At 59.1% G+C, this 18,066-nt stretch carries 22 protein-coding genes and 1 tRNA gene; 9 read left to right on the top strand and 14 right to left on the bottom strand.

The genetic code is table 11. The features are described 5' to 3' along the window. Positions 1-5 precede the first annotated feature (5 nt). The 6 genes from QM647_RS06275 to QM647_RS06250 form a co-directional block, all read right to left on the bottom strand. Positions 6-1,013 carry an outer membrane beta-barrel family protein gene (locus tag QM647_RS06275; RefSeq protein WP_414994649.1) on the bottom strand — a complete coding sequence of 336 codons (1,008 nt, stop codon included), beginning with the start codon at positions 1,011-1,013 and terminating at the stop codon, positions 6-8. Further along, positions 985-1,866, bottom strand: coding sequence for a TonB-dependent receptor plug domain-containing protein (locus QM647_RS06270; protein WP_414994648.1), 882 nt, complete (start codon positions 1,864-1,866; stop codon positions 985-987). The genes QM647_RS06275 and QM647_RS06270 overlap by 29 nt, the downstream gene beginning before the upstream one ends. A gap of 324 nt (positions 1,867-2,190) precedes the next feature. Continuing rightward, positions 2,191-2,275 (bottom strand) — tRNA-Leu (locus QM647_RS06265). A 73-nt stretch (positions 2,276-2,348) separates the two neighbouring features. Continuing rightward, positions 2,349-3,206 (bottom strand): hypothetical protein, encoded by an 858-nt coding sequence (locus tag QM647_RS06260; protein ID WP_414994647.1) that lies wholly within the window; start codon positions 3,204-3,206, stop codon positions 2,349-2,351. Positions 3,207-3,209: 3 nt separating this feature from the next. Then, entirely contained in the window at positions 3,210-3,947 is a 738-nt protein-coding gene (locus QM647_RS06255; RefSeq protein ID WP_414994646.1) for a hypothetical protein, read from the bottom strand. Positions 3,948-4,045: 98 nt separating this feature from the next. After that, on the bottom strand, positions 4,046-4,507 hold the full coding sequence (locus tag QM647_RS06250; RefSeq protein ID WP_414994645.1) for a MarR family winged helix-turn-helix transcriptional regulator: 462 nt from the start codon (positions 4,505-4,507) through the stop codon (positions 4,046-4,048). 240 nt (positions 4,508-4,747) lie between these two features. Here QM647_RS06250 and QM647_RS06245 point away from each other — a divergent pair, with 240 nt between their 5' ends. The 4 genes from QM647_RS06245 to QM647_RS06230 are packed head-to-tail and all read left to right on the top strand — an operon-like array spanning position 4,748 to position 7,808. Beyond that, positions 4,748-5,329, top strand: a complete 582-nt coding sequence (locus QM647_RS06245; RefSeq protein ID WP_414994644.1) for a YqaA family protein — start codon at positions 4,748-4,750, stop codon at positions 5,327-5,329. Between the two features lie 15 nt (positions 5,330-5,344). Continuing rightward, on the top strand, positions 5,345-5,920 hold the full coding sequence (locus QM647_RS06240) for a disulfide bond formation protein B (protein ID WP_414994643.1): 576 nt from the start codon (positions 5,345-5,347) through the stop codon (positions 5,918-5,920). 10 nt (positions 5,921-5,930) lie between these two features. Beyond that, entirely contained in the window at positions 5,931-6,497 is a 567-nt protein-coding gene (locus tag QM647_RS06235) for a demethoxyubiquinone hydroxylase family protein (protein WP_414994642.1), read from the top strand. A gap of 45 nt (positions 6,498-6,542) precedes the next feature. Continuing rightward, positions 6,543-7,808: an NRAMP family divalent metal transporter gene (locus tag QM647_RS06230; protein ID WP_414994641.1), complete on the top strand. Its 1,266-nt coding sequence runs from the start codon at positions 6,543-6,545 to the stop codon at positions 7,806-7,808. On the opposite strand, the gene QM647_RS06225 is transcribed toward QM647_RS06230, so the two are convergent. From QM647_RS06225 to QM647_RS06215, 3 genes are read right to left on the bottom strand one after another with little or no spacing between them, the layout of a single operon-like run. Beyond that, positions 7,780-9,021 (bottom strand): hypothetical protein, encoded by a 1,242-nt coding sequence (locus QM647_RS06225; protein WP_414994640.1) that lies wholly within the window; start codon positions 9,019-9,021, stop codon positions 7,780-7,782. The two genes, QM647_RS06230 and QM647_RS06225, sit on opposite strands and share 29 nt — an antisense overlap. Before the next feature lie 3 nt (positions 9,022-9,024). Further along, positions 9,025-9,354, bottom strand: coding sequence for a hypothetical protein (locus QM647_RS06220; protein ID WP_414994639.1), 330 nt, complete (start codon positions 9,352-9,354; stop codon positions 9,025-9,027). Between the two features lie 44 nt (positions 9,355-9,398). Beyond that, entirely contained in the window at positions 9,399-9,959 is a 561-nt protein-coding gene (locus tag QM647_RS06215) for an HNH endonuclease (RefSeq protein ID WP_414994638.1), read from the bottom strand. 205 nt (positions 9,960-10,164) lie between these two features. Here QM647_RS06215 and gluQRS point away from each other — a divergent pair, with 205 nt between their 5' ends. Next, positions 10,165-10,962, top strand: a complete 798-nt coding sequence (gene gluQRS, locus QM647_RS06210) for a tRNA glutamyl-Q(34) synthetase GluQRS (protein WP_414994637.1) — start codon at positions 10,165-10,167, stop codon at positions 10,960-10,962. 68 nt (positions 10,963-11,030) lie between these two features. Here gluQRS and QM647_RS06205 read toward each other — a convergent pair whose 3' ends face one another. Continuing rightward, the gene (locus QM647_RS06205; RefSeq protein WP_090648391.1) at positions 11,031-11,234 is read right to left on the bottom strand and encodes a cold-shock protein; all 204 of its coding nucleotides are present in this window, start codon (positions 11,232-11,234) and stop codon (positions 11,031-11,033) included. A gap of 314 nt (positions 11,235-11,548) precedes the next feature. On the opposite strand from QM647_RS06205, the gene QM647_RS06200 reads away from it, so the two are divergent. The 4 genes from QM647_RS06200 (at position 11,549) to QM647_RS06185 (ending at position 14,207) form a co-directional block, all read left to right on the top strand. Then, positions 11,549-12,640 carry an alpha/beta hydrolase fold domain-containing protein gene (locus tag QM647_RS06200; protein WP_414994636.1) on the top strand — a complete coding sequence of 364 codons (1,092 nt, stop codon included), beginning with the start codon at positions 11,549-11,551 and terminating at the stop codon, positions 12,638-12,640. Beyond that, on the top strand, positions 12,640-13,176 hold the full coding sequence (locus QM647_RS06195; protein WP_414994635.1) for a DUF1285 domain-containing protein: 537 nt from the start codon (positions 12,640-12,642) through the stop codon (positions 13,174-13,176). The genes QM647_RS06200 and QM647_RS06195 overlap by 1 nt, the downstream gene beginning before the upstream one ends. A 96-nt stretch (positions 13,177-13,272) precedes the next feature. Beyond that, a complete protein-coding gene (locus QM647_RS06190) occupies positions 13,273-13,671 on the top strand; it encodes an RcnB family protein (protein ID WP_414994634.1) in 399 nt (132 codons plus the stop codon). 197 nt (positions 13,672-13,868) lie between these two features. Continuing rightward, positions 13,869-14,207, top strand: coding sequence for an RcnB family protein (locus QM647_RS06185; RefSeq protein ID WP_414994633.1), 339 nt, complete (start codon positions 13,869-13,871; stop codon positions 14,205-14,207). 41 nt (positions 14,208-14,248) lie between these two features. On the opposite strand, the gene dxs is transcribed toward QM647_RS06185, so the two are convergent. The 4 genes from dxs to QM647_RS06165 form a co-directional block, all read right to left on the bottom strand. Further along, complete coding sequence (dxs, locus tag QM647_RS06180) at positions 14,249-16,165, bottom strand: 1-deoxy-D-xylulose-5-phosphate synthase (protein ID WP_414994632.1); 1,917 nt, start codon at positions 16,163-16,165, stop codon at positions 14,249-14,251. Between the two features lie 107 nt (positions 16,166-16,272). Then, positions 16,273-17,184, bottom strand: a complete 912-nt coding sequence (locus QM647_RS06175) for a polyprenyl synthetase family protein (RefSeq protein WP_414994631.1) — start codon at positions 17,182-17,184, stop codon at positions 16,273-16,275. A 3-nt stretch (positions 17,185-17,187) separates the two neighbouring features. Continuing rightward, positions 17,188-17,424, bottom strand: coding sequence for an exodeoxyribonuclease VII small subunit (locus QM647_RS06170; RefSeq protein ID WP_414994630.1), 237 nt, complete (start codon positions 17,422-17,424; stop codon positions 17,188-17,190). Further along, a complete protein-coding gene (locus tag QM647_RS06165; RefSeq protein ID WP_414994629.1) occupies positions 17,421-18,053 on the bottom strand; it encodes a phosphoglycerate mutase family protein in 633 nt (210 codons plus the stop codon). Before QM647_RS06165 ends, QM647_RS06170 begins: the two co-directional genes overlap by 4 nt. Between the last annotated feature and the right edge of the window lie 13 nt (positions 18,054-18,066).

Genomic DNA, 18,066 nt, shown 5'->3' with positions numbered 1-18,066 from the left:
ACAGGCTATCTCGACTTCCCGAACTTGTAGACCAGACCGACGAGAATACCTAGCCGATCCGTGCGGCTGATGGTTCTGGCCTGCCCATTTGAGGCGATAAATATCCGCTCCTGCTTCAACGAGTTCAACAGATCGAACCCCCGCACCGAAACATTCCACTTCGGATTGATACGATGCTTCAGGGTGATATCCAGGCGATTGAAGCCGGTTGTATAGCCCTGCAGGGTAAGCGTCTTGCCCTGCAGGCTGTAGGTCACCTGGAACCAGTCACGTGCGCTCGGCGAATATTCCAGTACCGCATTGCCGGAATAGGTGATGCCGCTACGACTGATCATGTCACCCGCGACGAGACCGACCACTTCACTATTGAAGCCGTTCAAATTTGCCGAATATTGCAGTTCCCGAGTGAATTTGCCTTTCAGAGTAAGCTCCGCGCCCATGAAGGTGCTATGCGAGGCATTATCTGAAGAAGCGAGAATAAATCCGTCGCCCGAAAACGCACGTGTCGGAACGATCGGATTTTCGTTTTTGCGATAATAGATATCAGCGTTCGAGCTGAACTGGCCTTTTTCATATTCATAACCAAACTCAAAAGAATCCGTATCCTGCGGCTTGAGATTCACGTTACCGACGTGCGCGAATGATTTTGAGTAATAGATGAGTGCCGGATTGAGATCGTACATCGTCGGTTTTTGCGTCCGATGACTATAGCTGGCGACCAGTTTCAAATTGTCGTCCAGATCGCGATTAATATGCAGTGTTGGCAGCCAGCGCGTATAATCCCGGCTGGAATCGACATCGCCAGGTGAAAGGCGGGAGTCCCAGTGCTGGACCTCGACGCGCAGTCCTGGGAGAAACGCCCACTTGCCCCACCGTTTTTGATAGGTGACATAGCCCGCATAGGTTCGGCCCAGAAATTTAAAATTGTAGGCTTCATCCGCAAGGCCAGGCACAATGGCGGCTATGTTGTCGGTCGTGCGCCGGCTAGCATTCGGTAGCGTATTCTTGCGCAATAGCTCCGGCGCCATCCGTGATGTCTGTTACTCCAGAATCTCTCGCCATCATGCGCGCATTATTCAGACGGGCCGTCAGGCTCAGTGTGTCATTCGGCGTAAATTGACGATCAACCTCAGCATTTGCATACCATTGCCGGCGGGCAGACCGACTGAGATCAAATCCTTTTGTGATCTCGGTTCCGCTCTCATCTGTTGAAGACTGCTCTCCGTCTTCACGGGTCCGTTCTTTCTCGTGAGCGATGCCAGCGGCCATGTTCAAGGCCCACTTTCCCCGTTTCACTGCCGCAGACATGTCAAGGTTATAGCGACCATCATCGTCGCCGCGAGCATTCACCGTGCCGCTCCAACCGTTTGATCGTTTTTTCTTCAACACGATATTGATAATTCCGCCGGCGCCATCCGAGCTAAATTGAGCCGATGGGTTGGTGATCACTTCAATCCGATCTATCTGACCTGCGGTTAAGGTCCTCAAAATAGCGGGATTGGCCGGATTTCCGTCAATCAGCATCTTGACCTGAGTGTCGCCGCGCAGGGCGATCCGTCCTTTCGGATCAATCGTCACGGACGGAACGCTTGAAAGCACATCATTCAATGAAGCGATATCAGATTGAGGATTGGATCTGACGTCATACACGCGCCGGTCGATCTTGTTCGAGACTTCCGGGCGTCGCCCGGTAACGACAATGGTCGTATGTTTACTTTCCTTGTCAGCCTCGGCTGATGGCGAAGACTTGGCAGACGGAGCAGAAGCTGTCTCCTGAGACTTTGCGGCAAAGCCAAATCCGAGCAAGGCCACATGGCCTGCCGTTATCAGAAGAACGCCTTTACGTGTCAGTGCCTTTTTCGTCATGCGCCTGCCCCCTTGTTATCAATCCGGTCGAAGAGAGGTTATCGCCTATGGAATCTGCCTGCTTATTCGACCGATCGCATTGTAGTCAGAACACTGCTTTTTGACGTTCAGCTTTTCGCAATTGATTTTATTGCATATTTTTGAATATGCCGCGTCCATACGTCCAATTTCGGACATCTTCACGTTCACCAGCGGACGCATAAGGAGCGTGTGGTTCTAACGAAGACGCTTAACGGGCAATGAGAATTGTCGCGTCAGACATACGTAGAAATCAATAATTTTAAGGGATTTTCAAACATCAACGCACAATGGCGGACGTAGCCTTGGTGCCCCCGGTCGGACTCGAACCGACACACCTCTCGGTACCGGATTTTGAATCCGGCGCGTCTACCAATTCCACCACAGGGGCGCAGGGAAGGAAGCGGGTTGATAAAGGCTTTTCACCCCGCACGCAAGATCAAAGCGGCCATGAATCAAGCAAATCAGGCCAGCATGTTGCGCTTGTGCGCTGGCAGCTTCTTGAGAGAGGGTGGCTTAGGTGCCGGCGGCGGCGAAGGGTCAGGCTGCGGCGGAGGCGCCTCGACCTCCGGCATTGACGACGCCGCCAGTGCTGGCGCCACACTCCCGGCCTTGTCGGCATCTTTCAGCGCACCTGTGACGATGGCTTCCGCACTGGCTTTTTTGCCCAAAGTCCAAGCAGGCCGCCAACCCGCCAGTTCCGGAGCCGGCATGTACTTTGCTTCCAGTTGGCGGACAAAGGCGAAGGAATCCGTCCGCGCCAGTTCATCCTGCGCCGCGCGCAGGAGGCCTTTGACATGCTCCTCATTGTTCCAGAAGACCCGCAGCATATTAAGACTTTCCCACACCGCGATCATCTGCTCCTCGGCCGACATAGCTACCTTGACCTTGGTCGGCTTCGCGACCTCCGGCTTGGGCGGTACGGGCGGCGGCAGCGCTTTTTCCAGCTCACCCAGTGTCTTGCCCGGCTTGTCCGTTAGCGCCATGACATGGCCCAGGCGGCTATGCACCTCCTCGCGCACCAGCGCCGCGCGCTCGATGATCGCCAGCCCTCTGGCTTCGAGGGCTTGATTGATGCGGTAAGCGATGCTGCCATAAATATGATCAACTGAGCGCCGCTTGTCTTCGTCCAGCCGCATAGCTGCCTGCCGGCGGCCAATATAGGTGCCGATCGCCACCGCGATCACCACGGTCACCATCAACGCCAGTAGGATATACAACAATATAGGATTGAAGCCGAAACCCGGGTCGCCATAATAGCCCCCCGGAGACGTATCGTTGAACGTCCCGTTAAAATCGGAATCGAGGAAAAGCAACGCCATACCCTAGCCTCGCACCACAGGTTCGCTTGGACGCAGAAGCGGCGGGGTCCAGACCGGCGTATCGATCAATTGGTGGCGCGCATCTTCCAGCACCCCCGCCATGGAGCGCGTGCTTTTCCATTCTTCGTGCAGGGCATTGAGCGCCTTATAGATGCGCGCCTGATGACTAAGCGGCGCGGGCGGTGGCGGCGCATAGGGTGTGCCCGCCTGTACCACGGCCTGACCATTGCTGCCGACCGCGGTGCGCACCCCATCGGCCACCGGCTGGCCATTCGGTCCGTTGCTGACAGCAATATTTATGATGGTGCCGGAATTTTCGCCGATCGCACCCGTCGCCTGCCCCGGCGGCGCATCGACCTCCTTCACCCCGCCCAGCGCCTTTTCCAACTTGCCGAAGACGTCCTTGATTTCCTTGCCGCAACGGCGGCTTTCACCGGTCAGGTCATTGACCAACCCAACTACATCGGGCGTCAGGGTGCCAGGCGTCTCATAGGCCTTGGTCAGGGCCTGGCGCGAGGCCTTTTCGACCAGCCGCACCGCGCGCTCATGAGCAAAGAAGCTTTCCCACTGATTGCGTCGCGCCAGCCTGTAAACCGTCCAGACGATCAGGGCCAGCACAAGCGCCCAGCCGATCAGGCTATAGAGCGGCCAGTCGGTGTAGAAAACCGGGTCAGACGGGAAATCACTGGGTGACTGGGTCGGGTCAGGACCGTCGGGAGCGTCATATCCGCCATGCATCATGAACCCTCCCCTTTTCAAACGCCGCAGACCAGCCGGAAGGTTAACAGATTGCCAACAGGGATGCGAGTCCGCAACGCCTATTTTGCGAACCCGTCCCTTTAGCTCGCGCCGCCGTTATGCGCCTTGGTCGCAGCTTCCTCGACGCGGCGCAACAGCTTCTTGAACAGCGTCACTTCCTCAGGCGAAAAGTCGGCCAGCATGATGCGCTCATATTCAGCAGCGGCTGGCGCCACGTCGGCATAGAGGCGTTCGCCTTCGGCCGTCAGGATCAGGTGGTGCGAGCGGCCATCGTGCTCATGCGGCGCGCGCGTGATCAGGCGGCGCTTGGCCAAGGCCTGAGCGGCACGCGAAATCGTCACCTTATCCATACCGGCGCGCTTGACCAGAGCCTGTTGAGTGGTCGGACCATCTTCGCGCAAGATGAAGATCAGGCGCCATTCCGGTATCTTGAGACCGTAAAGGCTTTCATAGGCCGTCGAGATCAGCGCACTGACGGCGCTGGAGGCTACGGCCAAACGGTAAGGCATATACTCGTCGAGGGTAAGCGAATCTTGCGGCATTAATACGAATCCTTCGTAGGGAGGCTACTAAATGCGCTGACAGGATACCAATTACAAATGAGTTATAATTAAGGGATCATCTAATTCACCTAATGCGCCCTCTGCGCACCAAAAAATATCGCGCCCATGGATATTTGGCGTGGTTTTTTAGCCCACTCTGGCGTCATCCCCGCGACAAGCCTGCGAATGCCTGTTATGCAGTCCGTCCCACCGTCTCTGAGATATTTCCAAGGAGCTTTCTTGCTGCGTCGCCTCTATAACCGCCTGCTCACCCTTTCCGGCACGAAACACGCCGAAAAAGTGCTGGCCGTCGTCTCGTTCGCCGAAGCTTCCTTCTTCCCGATTCCACCCGATGTCATGGTCATTCCCATGGTATTGTCACGGCCGGAACGCGCCTGGCGCACCGCCCTGATCTGCTCGCTGGCTTCGATTCTCGGCGCCTTCCTGGGCTACGCCATTGGATTTTACGCCCAGCCGCTGGGCCAGTGGATCCTGACCCTGTTCGGCCATCCACAGGGCCTGGAGGAATTCCACGTCTGGTTCGCCAAGTGGGGCGTGTTTCTGATCTTCATCAAGGGCCTGACGCCCATCCCATTCAAACTGGTCACCATCACGGCCGGCATCGCCAAGTTCAACCTCTTCTGGTTCTTCGTCGCCACCGCTGTCACGCGCACCGCGCGCTTCTTCGCCGTGGCCGCCCTGGTGAAGAAATTCGGCCCGGAAATCACCGAGCTGATCGAAAAACGTTTCTATCTTGTGGGTACTGTTGTTGTCGCCCTGGTCGTGATAGGCATTCTCGCCGTCAAACTTCTTCCGCACTGATTACGGACGCCCGCAATGGCCACTGGCACCCTGACCGCGCACAAATCGAATCGGATCGGCAAGAAGCTCATGCTGGCCTTTGGCCGCTGGTGGAGCATCACGGCCCTGGTCATTTCCCTGGCCATGCTGGCGACGGCCTGGTCGTTCCAGCTGTTCGCCCACCTCAATCCCTGCCATCTTTGCCTGAAGCAGCGCGATATCTACTGGATCGCCGTTGGCGTATCGCTGGTCGCCAGCGTCTGGGCGCTGTTCACCGGCGCCAAGGGCCCGCCGCGTGTCTTTTCCTTCGTGCTGTTCGCCATCTTCCTGACCGGCACTGCCCTGGCCTTCTTCCATGCCGGGGTCGAGCTGAAATGGTGGCGCGGTCCGGAAAGCTGCACTGCGTCCGGCGCCGAGATCAGCCTCGACCAGATGGCGGCTTTCCTGGCCGGCGCGGCTTCCAGTGCCCCCATGTGCGATGTGGCGCAATGGCGCATGTTCGGCCTGTCCATGGCCGGCTATAATGCCATCATATCCGCCCTTCTGGCCGTTTTGAGCCTGCTGGCTTCGATGCGCTTCAAGTCGAAGTACCGCTCCACCCGGTCCTATTAAGATCAGCCCCATGAGTTCTGCCGCGAAACCACCCCCTCCCCGTCCCGGCTTCGGCGCCCCGCGCCGCAGGCTGGAGGAGATTCTGCGTGTCGATCACGCCGGCGAACTGGCGGCCGTGCAGATCTACAAGGGCCAGAGCATGGTCTTCAGGGATACGCCGAAGCGGGAATTGAGCGAACAGTTCAGCCACATGCAGGGCGAGGAGCAGGTGCATCTCGATGCCTTCGAGGGCCTGCTGCGCGAGCGAAACGTCCGTCCCACGGCGCTGACGCCCGTCTGGCGCCTGGCGGCCCTCGGCCTTGGCGTCGGCACGGCCCTGCTCGGTGAGAAGGCCGCCCATGCCTGCACCGAAGCGGTCGAAGAGGTCATTGCCGATCACTATGCCGAACAGATCGCCGAGCTTGAAACCAGCGATCCGGCGCTGGCGCAGCGCCTGGTGCAGTTCCGCGAGGATGAGATCGGCCACCACGACCGCGCCGTCGACCAGGGCGCGCGCGAAGCGACCGGTTATCCGCTGCTGTCCGCCCTTATCAAGACCGGATGCCGCGTCGCCATCAAACTCAGCGAAAAACTATAGGCGATATCGCAGGCTTGCGCATTTGCCGCCCTTCAAGGACTGCCCATGCCGAACTCTGACGACGAAAAGCCCAAAGGTTTGAGAACCCTGTGGAACCTGCTGGGGCCGGGTCTGATCACCGGCGCCAGCGATGATGACCCTTCCGGCATCGCTACCTATTCGCAGGCCGGCGCACAATACGGCCTTACCACCCTGTGGACCGCCCTGATCACCTTTCCGCTGATGGCCGCCGTGCAGGAGATGTGCGCCCGCATCGGCGTGGTGACCTCGCAAGGCCTGACCGGCATACTGCGGCAGACCTATCCAGCGCCAGTCCTTTGGCTGATGGTACTGTTCAGCTTTCCCGCCATCATCCTCAATATCGGCGCTGATATCGCCGGCATGGGCGCGGTCACCAATCTGATTTTTCCAGCCGTAAGTCCGCTGATCGCCAGCGTCGTTTTCACCATTCTGCTACTCGGCGCCATCATCGCCCTGCCCTATTCGCGCTTCGCGGCCATATTGAAATGGCTGTGCGCCATACTGCTGGTCTATCTGGTGGTGCCGTTCCTGGTCAAAACCGACTGGCTCAGCGTGGCCCGCCACACCTTCATTCCAGCCATCCAGTTCAACAAGGACTATGTCAGCGTGCTGGTCGCCATTCTCGGCACCACCATCTCGCCCTACCTCTTCTTCTGGCAGGCCACCATGGAGGTGGAGCACATCAAGCACAAACAGGTCGTGATCGATAAGCGCTACATCAAGGATGTCGGCTTCGATGTCGATATGGGGATGCTGTTCTCCAATATCGTCATGTTCTTCATCATCCTGACCACCGGCACCGTGCTATTCAATGCCGGCATCCACCAGATCGACACCGTGGAGCAGGCCGCCAAGGCGCTGGAACCGATCGCCGGACCGGGCGCCTATTATCTCTTCGCCATCGGCATCATCGGCACCGGCTTCCTGGCCATTCCGGTGCTCAGCGGCTCCCTGTCCTATATCATTTCAGAGACCTTCGGCTGGCAGGAAGGCCTGGACAAGCACCTGCGCGAAGCCCCCGCCTTTTATGGCGTGATCATCGTCTCCCTGCTGGTCGGACTTGGCATCAACTATATCGGCATCAGCCCGATCCAGGCCCTGATCTGGTCCGCCATACTCTATGGCGTAACCTCGCCGGTGATCATCGCCATCGTGCTGCATATTTCCAACAACAAAGCCGTCATGGGTAAATACACCAATGGCGCCTGGTCGAATGTGCTCGGCGGTCTGGCCCTGCTGCTGATGACCGCCGCGGCCGGCTTCATGCTGTATTTCCAGTTTGCGGCGTAATTATCCGGAACGCCACAACACGCCCAGCCACAATTACGGTCAGGCAGCCGAACAACAGCATGGCCATTGAAGTTCGGTGCCAACCGTCCACATCGAGTATGAAACTGAACACGCCCCAGATCATCCAGCCGGCGAACAGCCACGACAGCACGAAGCGGAACACCCCGCCGCCGACGCGATAAACGAGCGCCATCAACAGGGCGGCATAGGGCGCGATCAGGATCATGTCATAGTCTAGGATACGCGGGGTCATCAGCGGCACCAGCCCCATGCCGAACAGCAGACGCTCGTCCTCTTCCAGCCTGCCCCACTGCGCGATCGCCATGCCGGCCAGTCCCATCACCACCATGAACCCCAGGGCCAGCTGCCAGTTCAGATCAGACTTGCCCGGCACATGGAAGACGAGATTGGTCAGTTCGAACCAGCCCATGCCGGGTTGCCGCGCCAGGGTCACCGAATGCAGGGTTCTTTGCCAGGCCTTGCCGAAATGGCCATCGGTGAGCACCATAAGCTGATTGACACCGACGCCCACCACCGCCCGCCAGGCGAAGGCAAAAACCCGCCGCCACAAGGCGACATCATCGAACATGAAGAGGACGAAATAGCACAGGAAGGTCGGCTTGACGCAGGAACACAGCAGCACAGCCATCGTAAAGGGCAGGCGCGACAGGAAAAAATCCTTTTGGCTCAAATCCTTTTGCACCACACCCTTGCGGCGGAACAGAAGCAGGCTGGCCAGCACCAGGGCGTGCATGACGATCCCGACATTGGCGCACAGGAAGGTCATGGCGGTCAGGCCGGAAAAGGCCAGCCAGCGCCAGCGGATATCGATATTGGCGAATGGCCTGATCAGGGCGAACCACAGCAGGAACAGGCTCGCCGGATAGAGCAATACCCATTGGAAAAGGGTGCGCGCGCCATTGATGCCGAACTGTTCGACGAAGGGCATGAAGAGGTAGGCCACCTGCGGCGCGTAGACATAGGCGGCAGGCCGGACGCCGGCGCAGGTCGGCGGATGGATGGCATAGGGCGAATGGCCGGCCGCCAGGGTGCGGGCGCCGCACAGCACGGCGTCGATATCCATCATCATCCAGGCATGGTGGGTGATCATGTGATACATGCCCGCCACGATCGGCCATGCGCAGAACAGCATGAACAGGAGCAGAAGCGGCTTGAAAGCGGTCAGGCGCCGCAGGACCGAAAGCGCGTCCATTCGTTAGTTTGCCTCGAAATCGTGGCTTTGGCGCAGGTGTTCCAGAATGATTTCCCGCACATCGTCATCAACTGTCGCCAGGTCGATCTGGGCGTCGCCGGTTTCCAGCAGGCGGATCTTCACGCGTTCGCCCATATAGGTAAAGCTGAGGATTTTCGGCCCGAACAGGCGCTCGCGCTTCACCTCGAAACGCACGCCCAAGGTGGCTTCCAGCGCGCCCTGCAAGGGTTCGAGCGGAATACGGGTCCGCCCCTTGGGCCGTGGAAACGACACAAGGCCAAATCGGCGCTCGTCCATGACAAAACGCACGGGTGATGAGTTCTCAGACGACATACAATGCCACGCTCAAGCCGGAATTCCCCCGGTACGCCGGAAGGTCACCCTTCGAGTAGCGTATCCCAATACAGGTAGTCTATCCAACTTTCGTGAAGATAGTTAGGGGGAAAACGCCGCCCCAGTTCCTGCAACTGATACATTGTCGGCCGGTGTGGATTTTTTGTCGGCATCATGCGTGCCTGTTGGGGTGTTTTTCCCCCCTTGCGTAAGTTGCACGGCGCACAGGCGGTCAGGATATTGGTCCAGCTCGACTTGCCGCCCTGGCTGACCGGCACGACGTGATCGAAGGTCAGGTCTTCATCGATCCCGCAGTACTGGCAGGAAAACTCATCGCGCAGGAAGACATTGTAGCGCGTGAAGGCGGGCGGACGGTTCTGGTCGATATAGGTCTTGAGCGACACTACGCTCGGCAGGCGCATCTTGATTGACGGAGAGTGGATTTCGATATCGTAGGTCGAAACCACATCGACCCGGCCTTCGAAGACGGCCTTGACCACATCCTGCCAGGGCTTGGTCGACAGCGGATAATAGGACAGAGGGCGGAAATCGGCATTGAGCACGAGGGCGCGCCAGTCCGACGGCGGGCTTTTCAGAACCTGCATGTCAGCCTCCATTCCAGGAAATAACAGGCAGACGGCGGTACTCTACGGGTAGCGAACTGTTTGAAGACGTATCCTCCTCATGAAAAAGCAGGCAGTCATAAATCAGGCTGTACAGGCAGTGTGGGCCCGATTCCCGTAAAAAGGAATGGCAAATTTTTATGAAATTTTTGCGGCGCCGCCGTTATCCGTACGTTAATCTATACCTATGTACCGCACCCGCTTCGCGCCTTCCCCCACCGGCTACCTGCATCTCGGCCATGCCTTCAGCGCCCTGACGGCCTTCGAGGCGGCGCAAGCAAACGGCGGCGAATTCATCCTGCGCATCGAGGATATTGACCACACGCGCAGCCGCCCGCCATTCGAAGCGGCCATATACGAAGACCTGGACTGGCTCGGTATGGAGTGGCAAACGCCCGTCCTGCGCCAGAGCGAACATCTGGCTGACTATCAGGCCGCACTGGAAAGACTGAAAGGCCTGGGTCTGCTCTATGCCGACAGCCGCACGCGCAAGGGGGAGGCCGAGGCGGCGCTCAGCGCCCCGCAGGCGGACGATGCGATGCCACAGTCCGCGCCGGCCAATCCGGCCTGGCGGCTATGCCTCGAAGCGGCGCGCAATTATCTCGGCGCGCGCTACAAGGCCCTGACTTTTCTGGAAAAAGGTGTAGCGCAGAAGGCTGATCCGGCGGTCAATGGCGACGTCATCCTCGGTCGCAAGGATATCGGCGTGGCCTATCATCTCGCCGTAGTGATCGATGATGCCCGCCAGGGCATCACCCACATCGTGCGCGGCCATGATCTTTATGATGCCACCCACACCCAGGTGCTGCTGCAGGCCCTGCTCGACCTGCCGACTCCGCACTACAGCCATCATGCCCTGCTGCTCGACAGCGAAGGTCGACGCCTGGCCAAGCGCAAGGGCTCGAAATCGCTCAGGGATTATCGGACAGAAGGTCTGACACCGAGCAATATCCGTGCCCTGATCACCCAGGCGCAAAAGGTCTGATCCGGACACAAAAAAGCGCAGACGGCCTGACGCCATCTGCGCTTTTTTATCTCAGATAAGTCCGGCGCTTACAGAAGCTGGATATCAACGGCCGCGGTCTTGCCGCGTTCGTTCTGCAGTTCGTAGGATACCTTCTGGCCATCGGCCAGGCCTTGCAGGCCGGCGCGCTGAACAGCGGAAATGTGAACGAAGACGTCGTTACCGCCTTCAGCAGGCTGGATAAAACCATAACCCTTAGTGGTATTGAACCACTTGACCGTACCTTCAGCCATCAATGCTCTCCTGGGTCTCAAGCTGTTACGAGGCGTGAGGCTGTTACCCCTCACCATACAATCGTGTATCTCGGTAGCAGCGGGCGAGACCAAAGACGTGCGGCGGGTGCCGTCGTTTCTTCAAATCCCTTTAGCGTAGGCAGCCAGACTAACGGATTGTAGGGATATTAAGACGCAGGTTTTGAAAACGGTCAAACAAAAACACGTCATATTTGGGGTGTTGGACGCGTATTTTACCGGAAATTTGACAAAAATATCCCGGTTTGCCGGATTTTTTATCACTACGCGCTGCGATTCAGGCCCGGAAATGCTAGATGACGATCAGGTCTTACCGCCCTTGTCGAGGTCTCGTGCACCTGTCCAGTCTCAATAGCTACCTGCTGAAATGGGGGCTCAGCCTGCCATCCGCCTTACTGCGCGGTCTGTCTGGCGGCGGCGTGACCTATAGCCAGGGCCGAACCCTGGACCCACAGATACAGTTCCTGTGGCGCGGATTTTTTACCCGCCCAGGTGGTTATGTCGGCCTTTCCCTGACGGGAAAATCACTGGAAACGGCTCGCGAAGAGTGGCAGGCAACGGTGGATCTGTTCGGTCTGCCCGCCGATATTCGCGTCCGTTTTGAAAACCTGAATGAGGCCGGCGCGCCGGCGGGCCTGTTGATACGGCCGGAACGTATCTCCGAGGATGCGCCTGTTCTCGTGCTCCTTCATCAGGGCGGCGGCGTGCTTGGCGGCCCAGGGCTAAGCCGGGCCTTCGGCGCCCTGATGGCCCATGAAGCCCATTGCCCCATCTTCATACCAGAATACCGCCTGGCGCCGCTCAATCGCTTTCCGGCCGGGCTGGAAGATGCCCGCGCAGCCTTTGAATGGGCGCAGGCCAATGCCATGCGGCTGGGCGCGCGTTCCGGCCAGACAGCCATTAGCGGTATCTTGACCGGCGCAGGCATGGCCCTGCGCATCGCTCTTGACCTGCAGCGCGAAGACAAGCCCCTCCCCGCCGGGCTACTGCTGGTCACCCCCCTGCTCGATTTCGCCGATCCCGCGCTGAAATCCGCAACCACACCCGCTCTGTGGCCCCTGGCGGCGGCCGATCTGGATCTGCTGGCCGACCACTATGCCGGCGCCGGCACCGATCTGACCGACCCCCGGCTATCGCCCGCGCGCGCCGAACTGACCGAAGCACTACCCAAAACCCTGATCGTTTCCGGCGGGTTCGATCCCCTGGCATTCCAGGGCGAGGCTTGCGCCCGGCGATTGATCGCCGCCGGTGTGCCCACGGTTTATCGTCGTTACGACACCCTGCCCCTGGGTTTCGACCTCTTCGCCGGACTTGTGGAGGGTGTACAGCAGGCCACACAGGATATCGCCGCCACCTGGCTCGACCTTTTGCGCCATCAGGTCGCGTGATGGATCTGTCCCGTCTTTATGGTGAGATTGAAGCGCAAGGTGCCCTGCCGCCGGTCGATAAATGGCATCCGCCCTTCTGCGGCGATATCGACATGCACATTACCCATGACGGCATCTGGTTTTATAACGGTTCACCGATAGGCCGTCCGGAAATGGTCCGGCTGTTCGCGCGTATCCTGCGCCGGGAAACTGGCGCCTATTTCCTGGTCACGCCGGTCGAAAAGGTCGGGATTACCGTCGAAGACGTCCCCTTTATTGCCGTAGAGATGGAAATCATGCCCACCGGACTGATCTTCCGCACCAATGTCGGCGATCGCCTCACCGTCGATGCCGATCATCCGCTTCGCTTTGAAACCGGCAATGACGGTTTCCGGCCCTATGTTCATGTCCGCAATGGGTTGGAAGCCCGCCTGTCACGTCCGCTGGCACAGGATCTGGCGGCGTTGGGTGAGGTGCGCAAACAGGAAAATACCTCGTGGTTTGGCATCCCCTCCGGAAACTTATTCTTTCCTGTCATCCCGGCGGATCATTTGTAATCCACACATTATTACATGACAGACATATTCATGCTGGGTTCAGGCGCAGGGGGGTATTCTGCTCAGCATGGGGGCGATAGAAGAAGGAAAATCGCCATGAAACGATTTATGATTTCCGCGGCCCTGGCCGTGATGGCAGGCACATTCGCGATCAGCAGCGCGGCTTCGGCCCAACCGGATCGCTACTACGATCGCGGCCACGACCGTCATTATGATGACCGCCACTATGACCGACACGATCGCTATGGCGATCGTCGTTACGACCGAGGCTATGACCGTGGCTACCACCGCGGCTGGCGCGAGCGTTCCGACTGGCGCCGCGGCGGTTATGTGTCCTACAATGACTGGCATCGCGGTTACTACGTCGATTATCGCCGTTACCATCTGCGCCAACCGCCCCGCGGTTACGAATGGCGCCGGGTAGATGACAACTATGTCCTGGCGGCGGTGGCCACCGGTCTGATCGCCTCGGTCGTCCTGAACGGCGGCTATTAGATTACCAACCAGACTGAAGGAAGCGGCGCCTGAATGGGCGCCGCTTTTTTGACACCACATTTCACCGCAGTAACAAAATACCGCAATTTTATACATATCCCTTTGCAAAACAATCGCCTGCTTATGATATTCAGGCAAGGTTCAGGTTCACGGCGGTAAAGCCTGGTTTCCGGGGTTCAATACAAGGATTTTTTATCATGAAACGTTTTATCACAGCCACAGCCCTGTCCCTCGTCGCCGGCAGCCTGGCGTTCGGCAGCGCCGCCTTTGCCCAGCAAGACCATCATGACAACGGCCGCCCCGAACAAAACGGCGGTCCGGACCACCATGACAATGGCCACAAGGCGCATCCGGAATGGAAGAAGGGCCACAAGATGGACAAGGCCGACTGGGGCCGCGGTCAGAAGGTTGATTATCGCCAGCACAAGAACCTGCGCAAGCCGCCGAAGGGCTATGAGTGGCGCGAAGTCGACGGCAACTATGTGCTGGCCGCTGTCGCCACCGGCCTGATCGCCTCGATCATTCTGTCGAACTAAAACTTAAAGAGCGCTTCCCCCGGAAGCGCTCTTTTTATGTCTTATCGCTTGAGAAGCTTCAGGCTCTGGGCATCTTCCAGCCCAAGCGCCTTCAAGGCCGTCAGGGTAATGCCCGCCGCGTCCAGTCCGGCCTCGGCATACTGGTTGGCCTGAGAATCGTGGTCCTGGTAGATATCCGGCAACACAAGCGTACGGATTTTCAGGCCGGCATCGAGCGCGCCTTCGCCCGCCAGATAATGCAGAACGAACGCGCCGAAACCACCGATAGCGCCCTCTTCCACTGTGATCAGGCATTCGTGGTTCTTCGCCAGTTGCAGCACAAGATCCTTGTCGATCGGTTTGGCGAAACGAGCATCAGCCACCGTGGTCGATAAACCGCGCGCCGCCAGCATATCCGCCGCCTTCAGCGCATCGCCCAGACGCGTACCCAGCGACAGGATCGCGACCTTGGAACCTTCGCGCAGGATACGTCCTTTGCCGATATTCAGCGGCAGGGACCGCTCAGGAATGGCAATGCCTGTGGCCTCGCCGCGCGGATAGCGGAAGGCCGAGGGGCCGTCATCATAGGCCGCGGCCGTGGCGATCATCGCCGCCAGTTCGGCTTCGTCGGCCGCCGCCATGATCATCATATTCGGCAGGGCGCCGAGATAACCGATATCGAAGGAACCGGCGTGCGTGGCGCCATCCGCCCCCACCAGGCCGGCGCGATCAAGCGCAAAACGCACCGGCAGGTTCTGCAAGGAGACGTCATGCGCCACCTGATCGTAACCGCGCTGCAGGAAGGTCGAATAGATGGCGCAGAACGGCTTCATGCCATCCGCCGCCAGACCGGCCGCGAAGGTGACAGCGTGTTGTTCGGCAATCCCGACATCATAGGTGCGCGCCGGGAAGACCTCGGCGAAGCGGTCCAGTCCGGTACCCGAAGGCATGGCGGCGGTGATGGCGACGATCCGGTCGTCATCGCGTGCCTGCTTGATCAGTTCCGAAGCGAAGATATCGGTGTAGCTCGGCGCATTGGCCTTGGGCCTGGACTGCTCGCCGGTAATGACATCGAACTTGGCCACGCCGTGATACTTGTCCGGTGCGGTTTCGGCCGGGGCATAACCCTTGCCCTTTTGCGTCACCACATGGACCAGCACCGGGCGGTCTTTGATATCCTTGACGCGCTTCAGCACCGCCAACAGGTTTTCCATATCGTGGCCATCGATCGGCCCGACATAGTAGAAGCCCAGTTCCTCGAAAAAGGTACCGCCGGTGAACCAGGTGCGCGAAAACTCTTCCGACTTGCGCACCATCTCGAACAGCGGACGCGGCAAACGCTCGGCCACGCTCTTGCCCCAGCGGCGCAGGGACTGATAGGCACCGCCGGAAACCAGATTAGCCAGATAGGCGCTCATGCCACCAACCGGCGGCGCAATCGACATGTCGTTGTCGTTGAGGATAACCGTCAGGTGCTTGGTCGTCTCGGCGGCATTGTTCATGGCCTCATAGGCCATGCCGGCCGACATCGAGCCGTCACCGATCACGGCGATGACGTTGTTGTCGTCGCCCTTCTGGTCGCGCGCGGCACAGAATCCCAGGGCGGCCGAGATCGAGGTGGCGGCATGGGCAGCGCCAAAGGGGTCATAGACGCTTTCCGAACGCTTGGTGAAACCGGAAAGCCCGCCGCCCTGGCGTAAGGATCGGATGCGGTCGCGGCGGCCGGTCAGTATCTTGTGCGGATAGCACTGGTGGCCGACATCCCAGATCAGGATATCACGCGGCGTCTCGAAAACATGATGCAGGGCGACGGTCAGCTCGACAACGCCGAGCGAAGACCCCAGGTGCCCACCGATCTTCGACACCACGTCAATGGTCTCGCTGCGCACCTCATCCGCCAGCGCCTTCACCTGAAGAGGTATCAGGTCGCGAATGGCCTCGGGTGTGGTCAGGGTGTCGAGAATGGGGGTGTCAGGCATTCAACTGAACTATATTGGGCGCAAACAGTTTTGACGTAATAGAAACTGTCTTAATCGCATTGCAGCAAAATAGCCATTGGTTTCTAAGAACAAACCGGCAAATTGGCTTAAGCGCGCCGGTTCAGCACAAAATCCACGCTGTCACGCAGGTAGCGCCCCTGGCTGCCGAAAATCTCGAGACGCGACTTCGCTTGATCCGCCAGAATACGCACCCGGCTCTTGGCTTCTTCGAGTCCCAGCAGGGTGACGAAATTGGTCTTGCCCATGGCGGCGTCCTTGCCGCCCGACGCCTTGCCCATTTCCTCCGGGTCGCCCTCGACATCCAGTACATCGTCGGCGATCTGGTAGGCCAGGCCAAGATCCTGGGCAAAATGTGTCAGGGCCACGCCTTCCTTGTCGGAGGCGCCGGCTATGATCAGCGGAATCTGGAAGGCATAGACGATCAGGGCGCCGGTCTTCAGGCGCTGCATCCGCGCCACGCCGCCGAGATCGTCAGGCACGCCGATCAGGTCGATCATCTGGCCCCCGGCCATGCCCTGTGCACCGGAGGCGACCGCCAGCATACGGATCAGTTCGACGCGCACCAGCGGGTCTTCGTGGGTATCCTCGTGCGCCAAAATCTCGAAGGCCACGCTTTGCAGGGCATCGCCTGCCAGCACCGCCGTCGCCTCGTCATAGGCGCGGTGGACCGTCAGGCGACCCCGGCGGATATCGTCATCGTCCATGCACGGCAGGTCGTCATGCACCAGGCTGTAGGCATGGATGCATTCCAGCGCGCAGGCGGCACGCAGGACGGCGTTTTCATCTGCATCGAACAGCCGTCCGGCTTCCAGGGCGAAGAAGGGTCGCAGGCGCTTGCCGGGCCCGAGCGCCGCATAGCGCATGGCCTCGGTCAGGCGCATTTCGGCGCCTTCGCCGCGCGGCAGCAGTTCATCCAGGGCCATCGTCACCAGATCGGCCGTTTCGGCCATGCGAGCCTGTAGCGGCGGCAGGTCGGAATTGGCGGCAATGAGGGTCATGGCTTAGCCAAACTCGGCAGGCGCGACGCCTTCGACGGCGCCGGACTTGTTCAGCGAAATCTTCTCGACCTGAAGGCGCGCGGCTTCCAGACGCGCTTCGCACAGGGCCTTCAGTTCGGCACCGCGCTGATAGAGTTCCAGCGACTTTTCCAGAGGCGCCTGACCGGATTCAAGCTCCGCAACGATCTTTTCCAGTTGCTTCAGCGCATCTTCAAACGAGAGGTCTGCGGTTTCAGTCATTTGCGCTTCCTTAGTTCGTAGCGGCGGCACCCCCAGTATTTAAACCCCTCTTCCAGGGTTTTTCTATAGCCCATTTTCTTCAGTTCGATACTGACCATCAGATTGAAGAAACCGTGGGCCAGAACCAGCACGTCACCGCCTTCGCTGGCCTTGTCAAACAGAAACTCGGCCACCTTGCGGGCGCGTACCTTGGCCACTTCGCGGCCTTCGACATCGCCATGGATATTGAGATACCACCAGCAGATCCGCGCCAGGAAACCCCAGGCGTAGGAATTGGGTGTCAGTTTGATAAAAGATGGCAGGTGCGGCGGAGGTAAAGGTGCCTCGATCAAGGCTTCCAGCGAGGTAAACGCCTTGCCGTCGCACACCGCTTCGGCGGTTTCAATCGAACGCGGCAAGGTTGAAGAAAAGATATAGCGGGCTTCGTGGGCGAATGTTTTCAGAATTTGCGGCGGGGTCTGGCCTTCCAGCAAACCAACCTGGTCGTACCTGGCCCACCACTCGACATAACCGCGCCAGTCCAGCTTGACCCGGCGCGACAACGCCGGCTCACCATGGCGCACAAGGGTAATCGCTCCAGCCCTGACGGCCGCGTCCTTCCCTCGTTCGATCATATTCGTATCGCGCAACAGACCCCCAGAC

This window comes from Asticcacaulis sp. (assembly GCF_047605585.1).
Lineage (GTDB): Bacteria > Pseudomonadota > Alphaproteobacteria > Caulobacterales > Caulobacteraceae > Asticcacaulis.
The sequence above is the reverse complement of the archived record's forward strand: the minus strand, read 5'-3'. Positions and strand labels throughout refer to the sequence as shown.

Bases quoted from the DNA above. Each gene is read 5' to 3' on its own strand.
- QM647_RS06230 (WP_414994641.1), top strand. From the start codon at position 6,543: ATGCCGAACTCTGACGACGAAAAGCCCAAAGGTTTGAGAACCCTGTGG.
- dxs (WP_414994632.1), bottom strand. From the start codon at position 16,165: ATGCCTGACACCCCCATTCTCGACACCCTGACCACACCCGAGGCCATT.
- QM647_RS06205 (WP_090648391.1), bottom strand. From the start codon at position 11,234: ATGGCTGAAGGTACGGTCAAGTGGTTCAATACCACTAAGGGTTATGGT.
- gluQRS (WP_414994637.1), top strand. From the start codon at position 10,165: ATGTACCGCACCCGCTTCGCGCCTTCCCCCACCGGCTACCTGCATCTC.
- QM647_RS06235 (WP_414994642.1), top strand. From the start codon at position 5,931: ATGAGTTCTGCCGCGAAACCACCCCCTCCCCGTCCCGGCTTCGGCGCC.
- QM647_RS06200 (WP_414994636.1), top strand. From the start codon at position 11,549: ATGACGATCAGGTCTTACCGCCCTTGTCGAGGTCTCGTGCACCTGTCC.
- QM647_RS06250 (WP_414994645.1), bottom strand. From the start codon at position 4,507: ATGCCGCAAGATTCGCTTACCCTCGACGAGTATATGCCTTACCGTTTG.
- QM647_RS06215 (WP_414994638.1), bottom strand. From the start codon at position 9,959: ATGCAGGTTCTGAAAAGCCCGCCGTCGGACTGGCGCGCCCTCGTGCTC.
- QM647_RS06190 (WP_414994634.1), top strand. From the start codon at position 13,273: ATGAAACGATTTATGATTTCCGCGGCCCTGGCCGTGATGGCAGGCACA.
- QM647_RS06270 (WP_414994648.1), bottom strand. From the start codon at position 1,866: ATGACGAAAAAGGCACTGACACGTAAAGGCGTTCTTCTGATAACGGCA.
- QM647_RS06185 (WP_414994633.1), top strand. From the start codon at position 13,869: ATGAAACGTTTTATCACAGCCACAGCCCTGTCCCTCGTCGCCGGCAGC.
- QM647_RS06220 (WP_414994639.1), bottom strand. From the start codon at position 9,354: ATGTCGTCTGAGAACTCATCACCCGTGCGTTTTGTCATGGACGAGCGC.
- QM647_RS06170 (WP_414994630.1), bottom strand. From the start codon at position 17,424: ATGACTGAAACCGCAGACCTCTCGTTTGAAGATGCGCTGAAGCAACTG.
- QM647_RS06255 (WP_414994646.1), bottom strand. From the start codon at position 3,947: ATGATGCATGGCGGATATGACGCTCCCGACGGTCCTGACCCGACCCAG.
- QM647_RS06175 (WP_414994631.1), bottom strand. From the start codon at position 17,184: ATGACCCTCATTGCCGCCAATTCCGACCTGCCGCCGCTACAGGCTCGC.
- QM647_RS06240 (WP_414994643.1), top strand. From the start codon at position 5,345: ATGGCCACTGGCACCCTGACCGCGCACAAATCGAATCGGATCGGCAAG.
- QM647_RS06260 (WP_414994647.1), bottom strand. From the start codon at position 3,206: ATGGCGTTGCTTTTCCTCGATTCCGATTTTAACGGGACGTTCAACGAT.
- QM647_RS06195 (WP_414994635.1), top strand. From the start codon at position 12,640: ATGGATCTGTCCCGTCTTTATGGTGAGATTGAAGCGCAAGGTGCCCTG.
- QM647_RS06225 (WP_414994640.1), bottom strand. From the start codon at position 9,021: ATGGACGCGCTTTCGGTCCTGCGGCGCCTGACCGCTTTCAAGCCGCTT.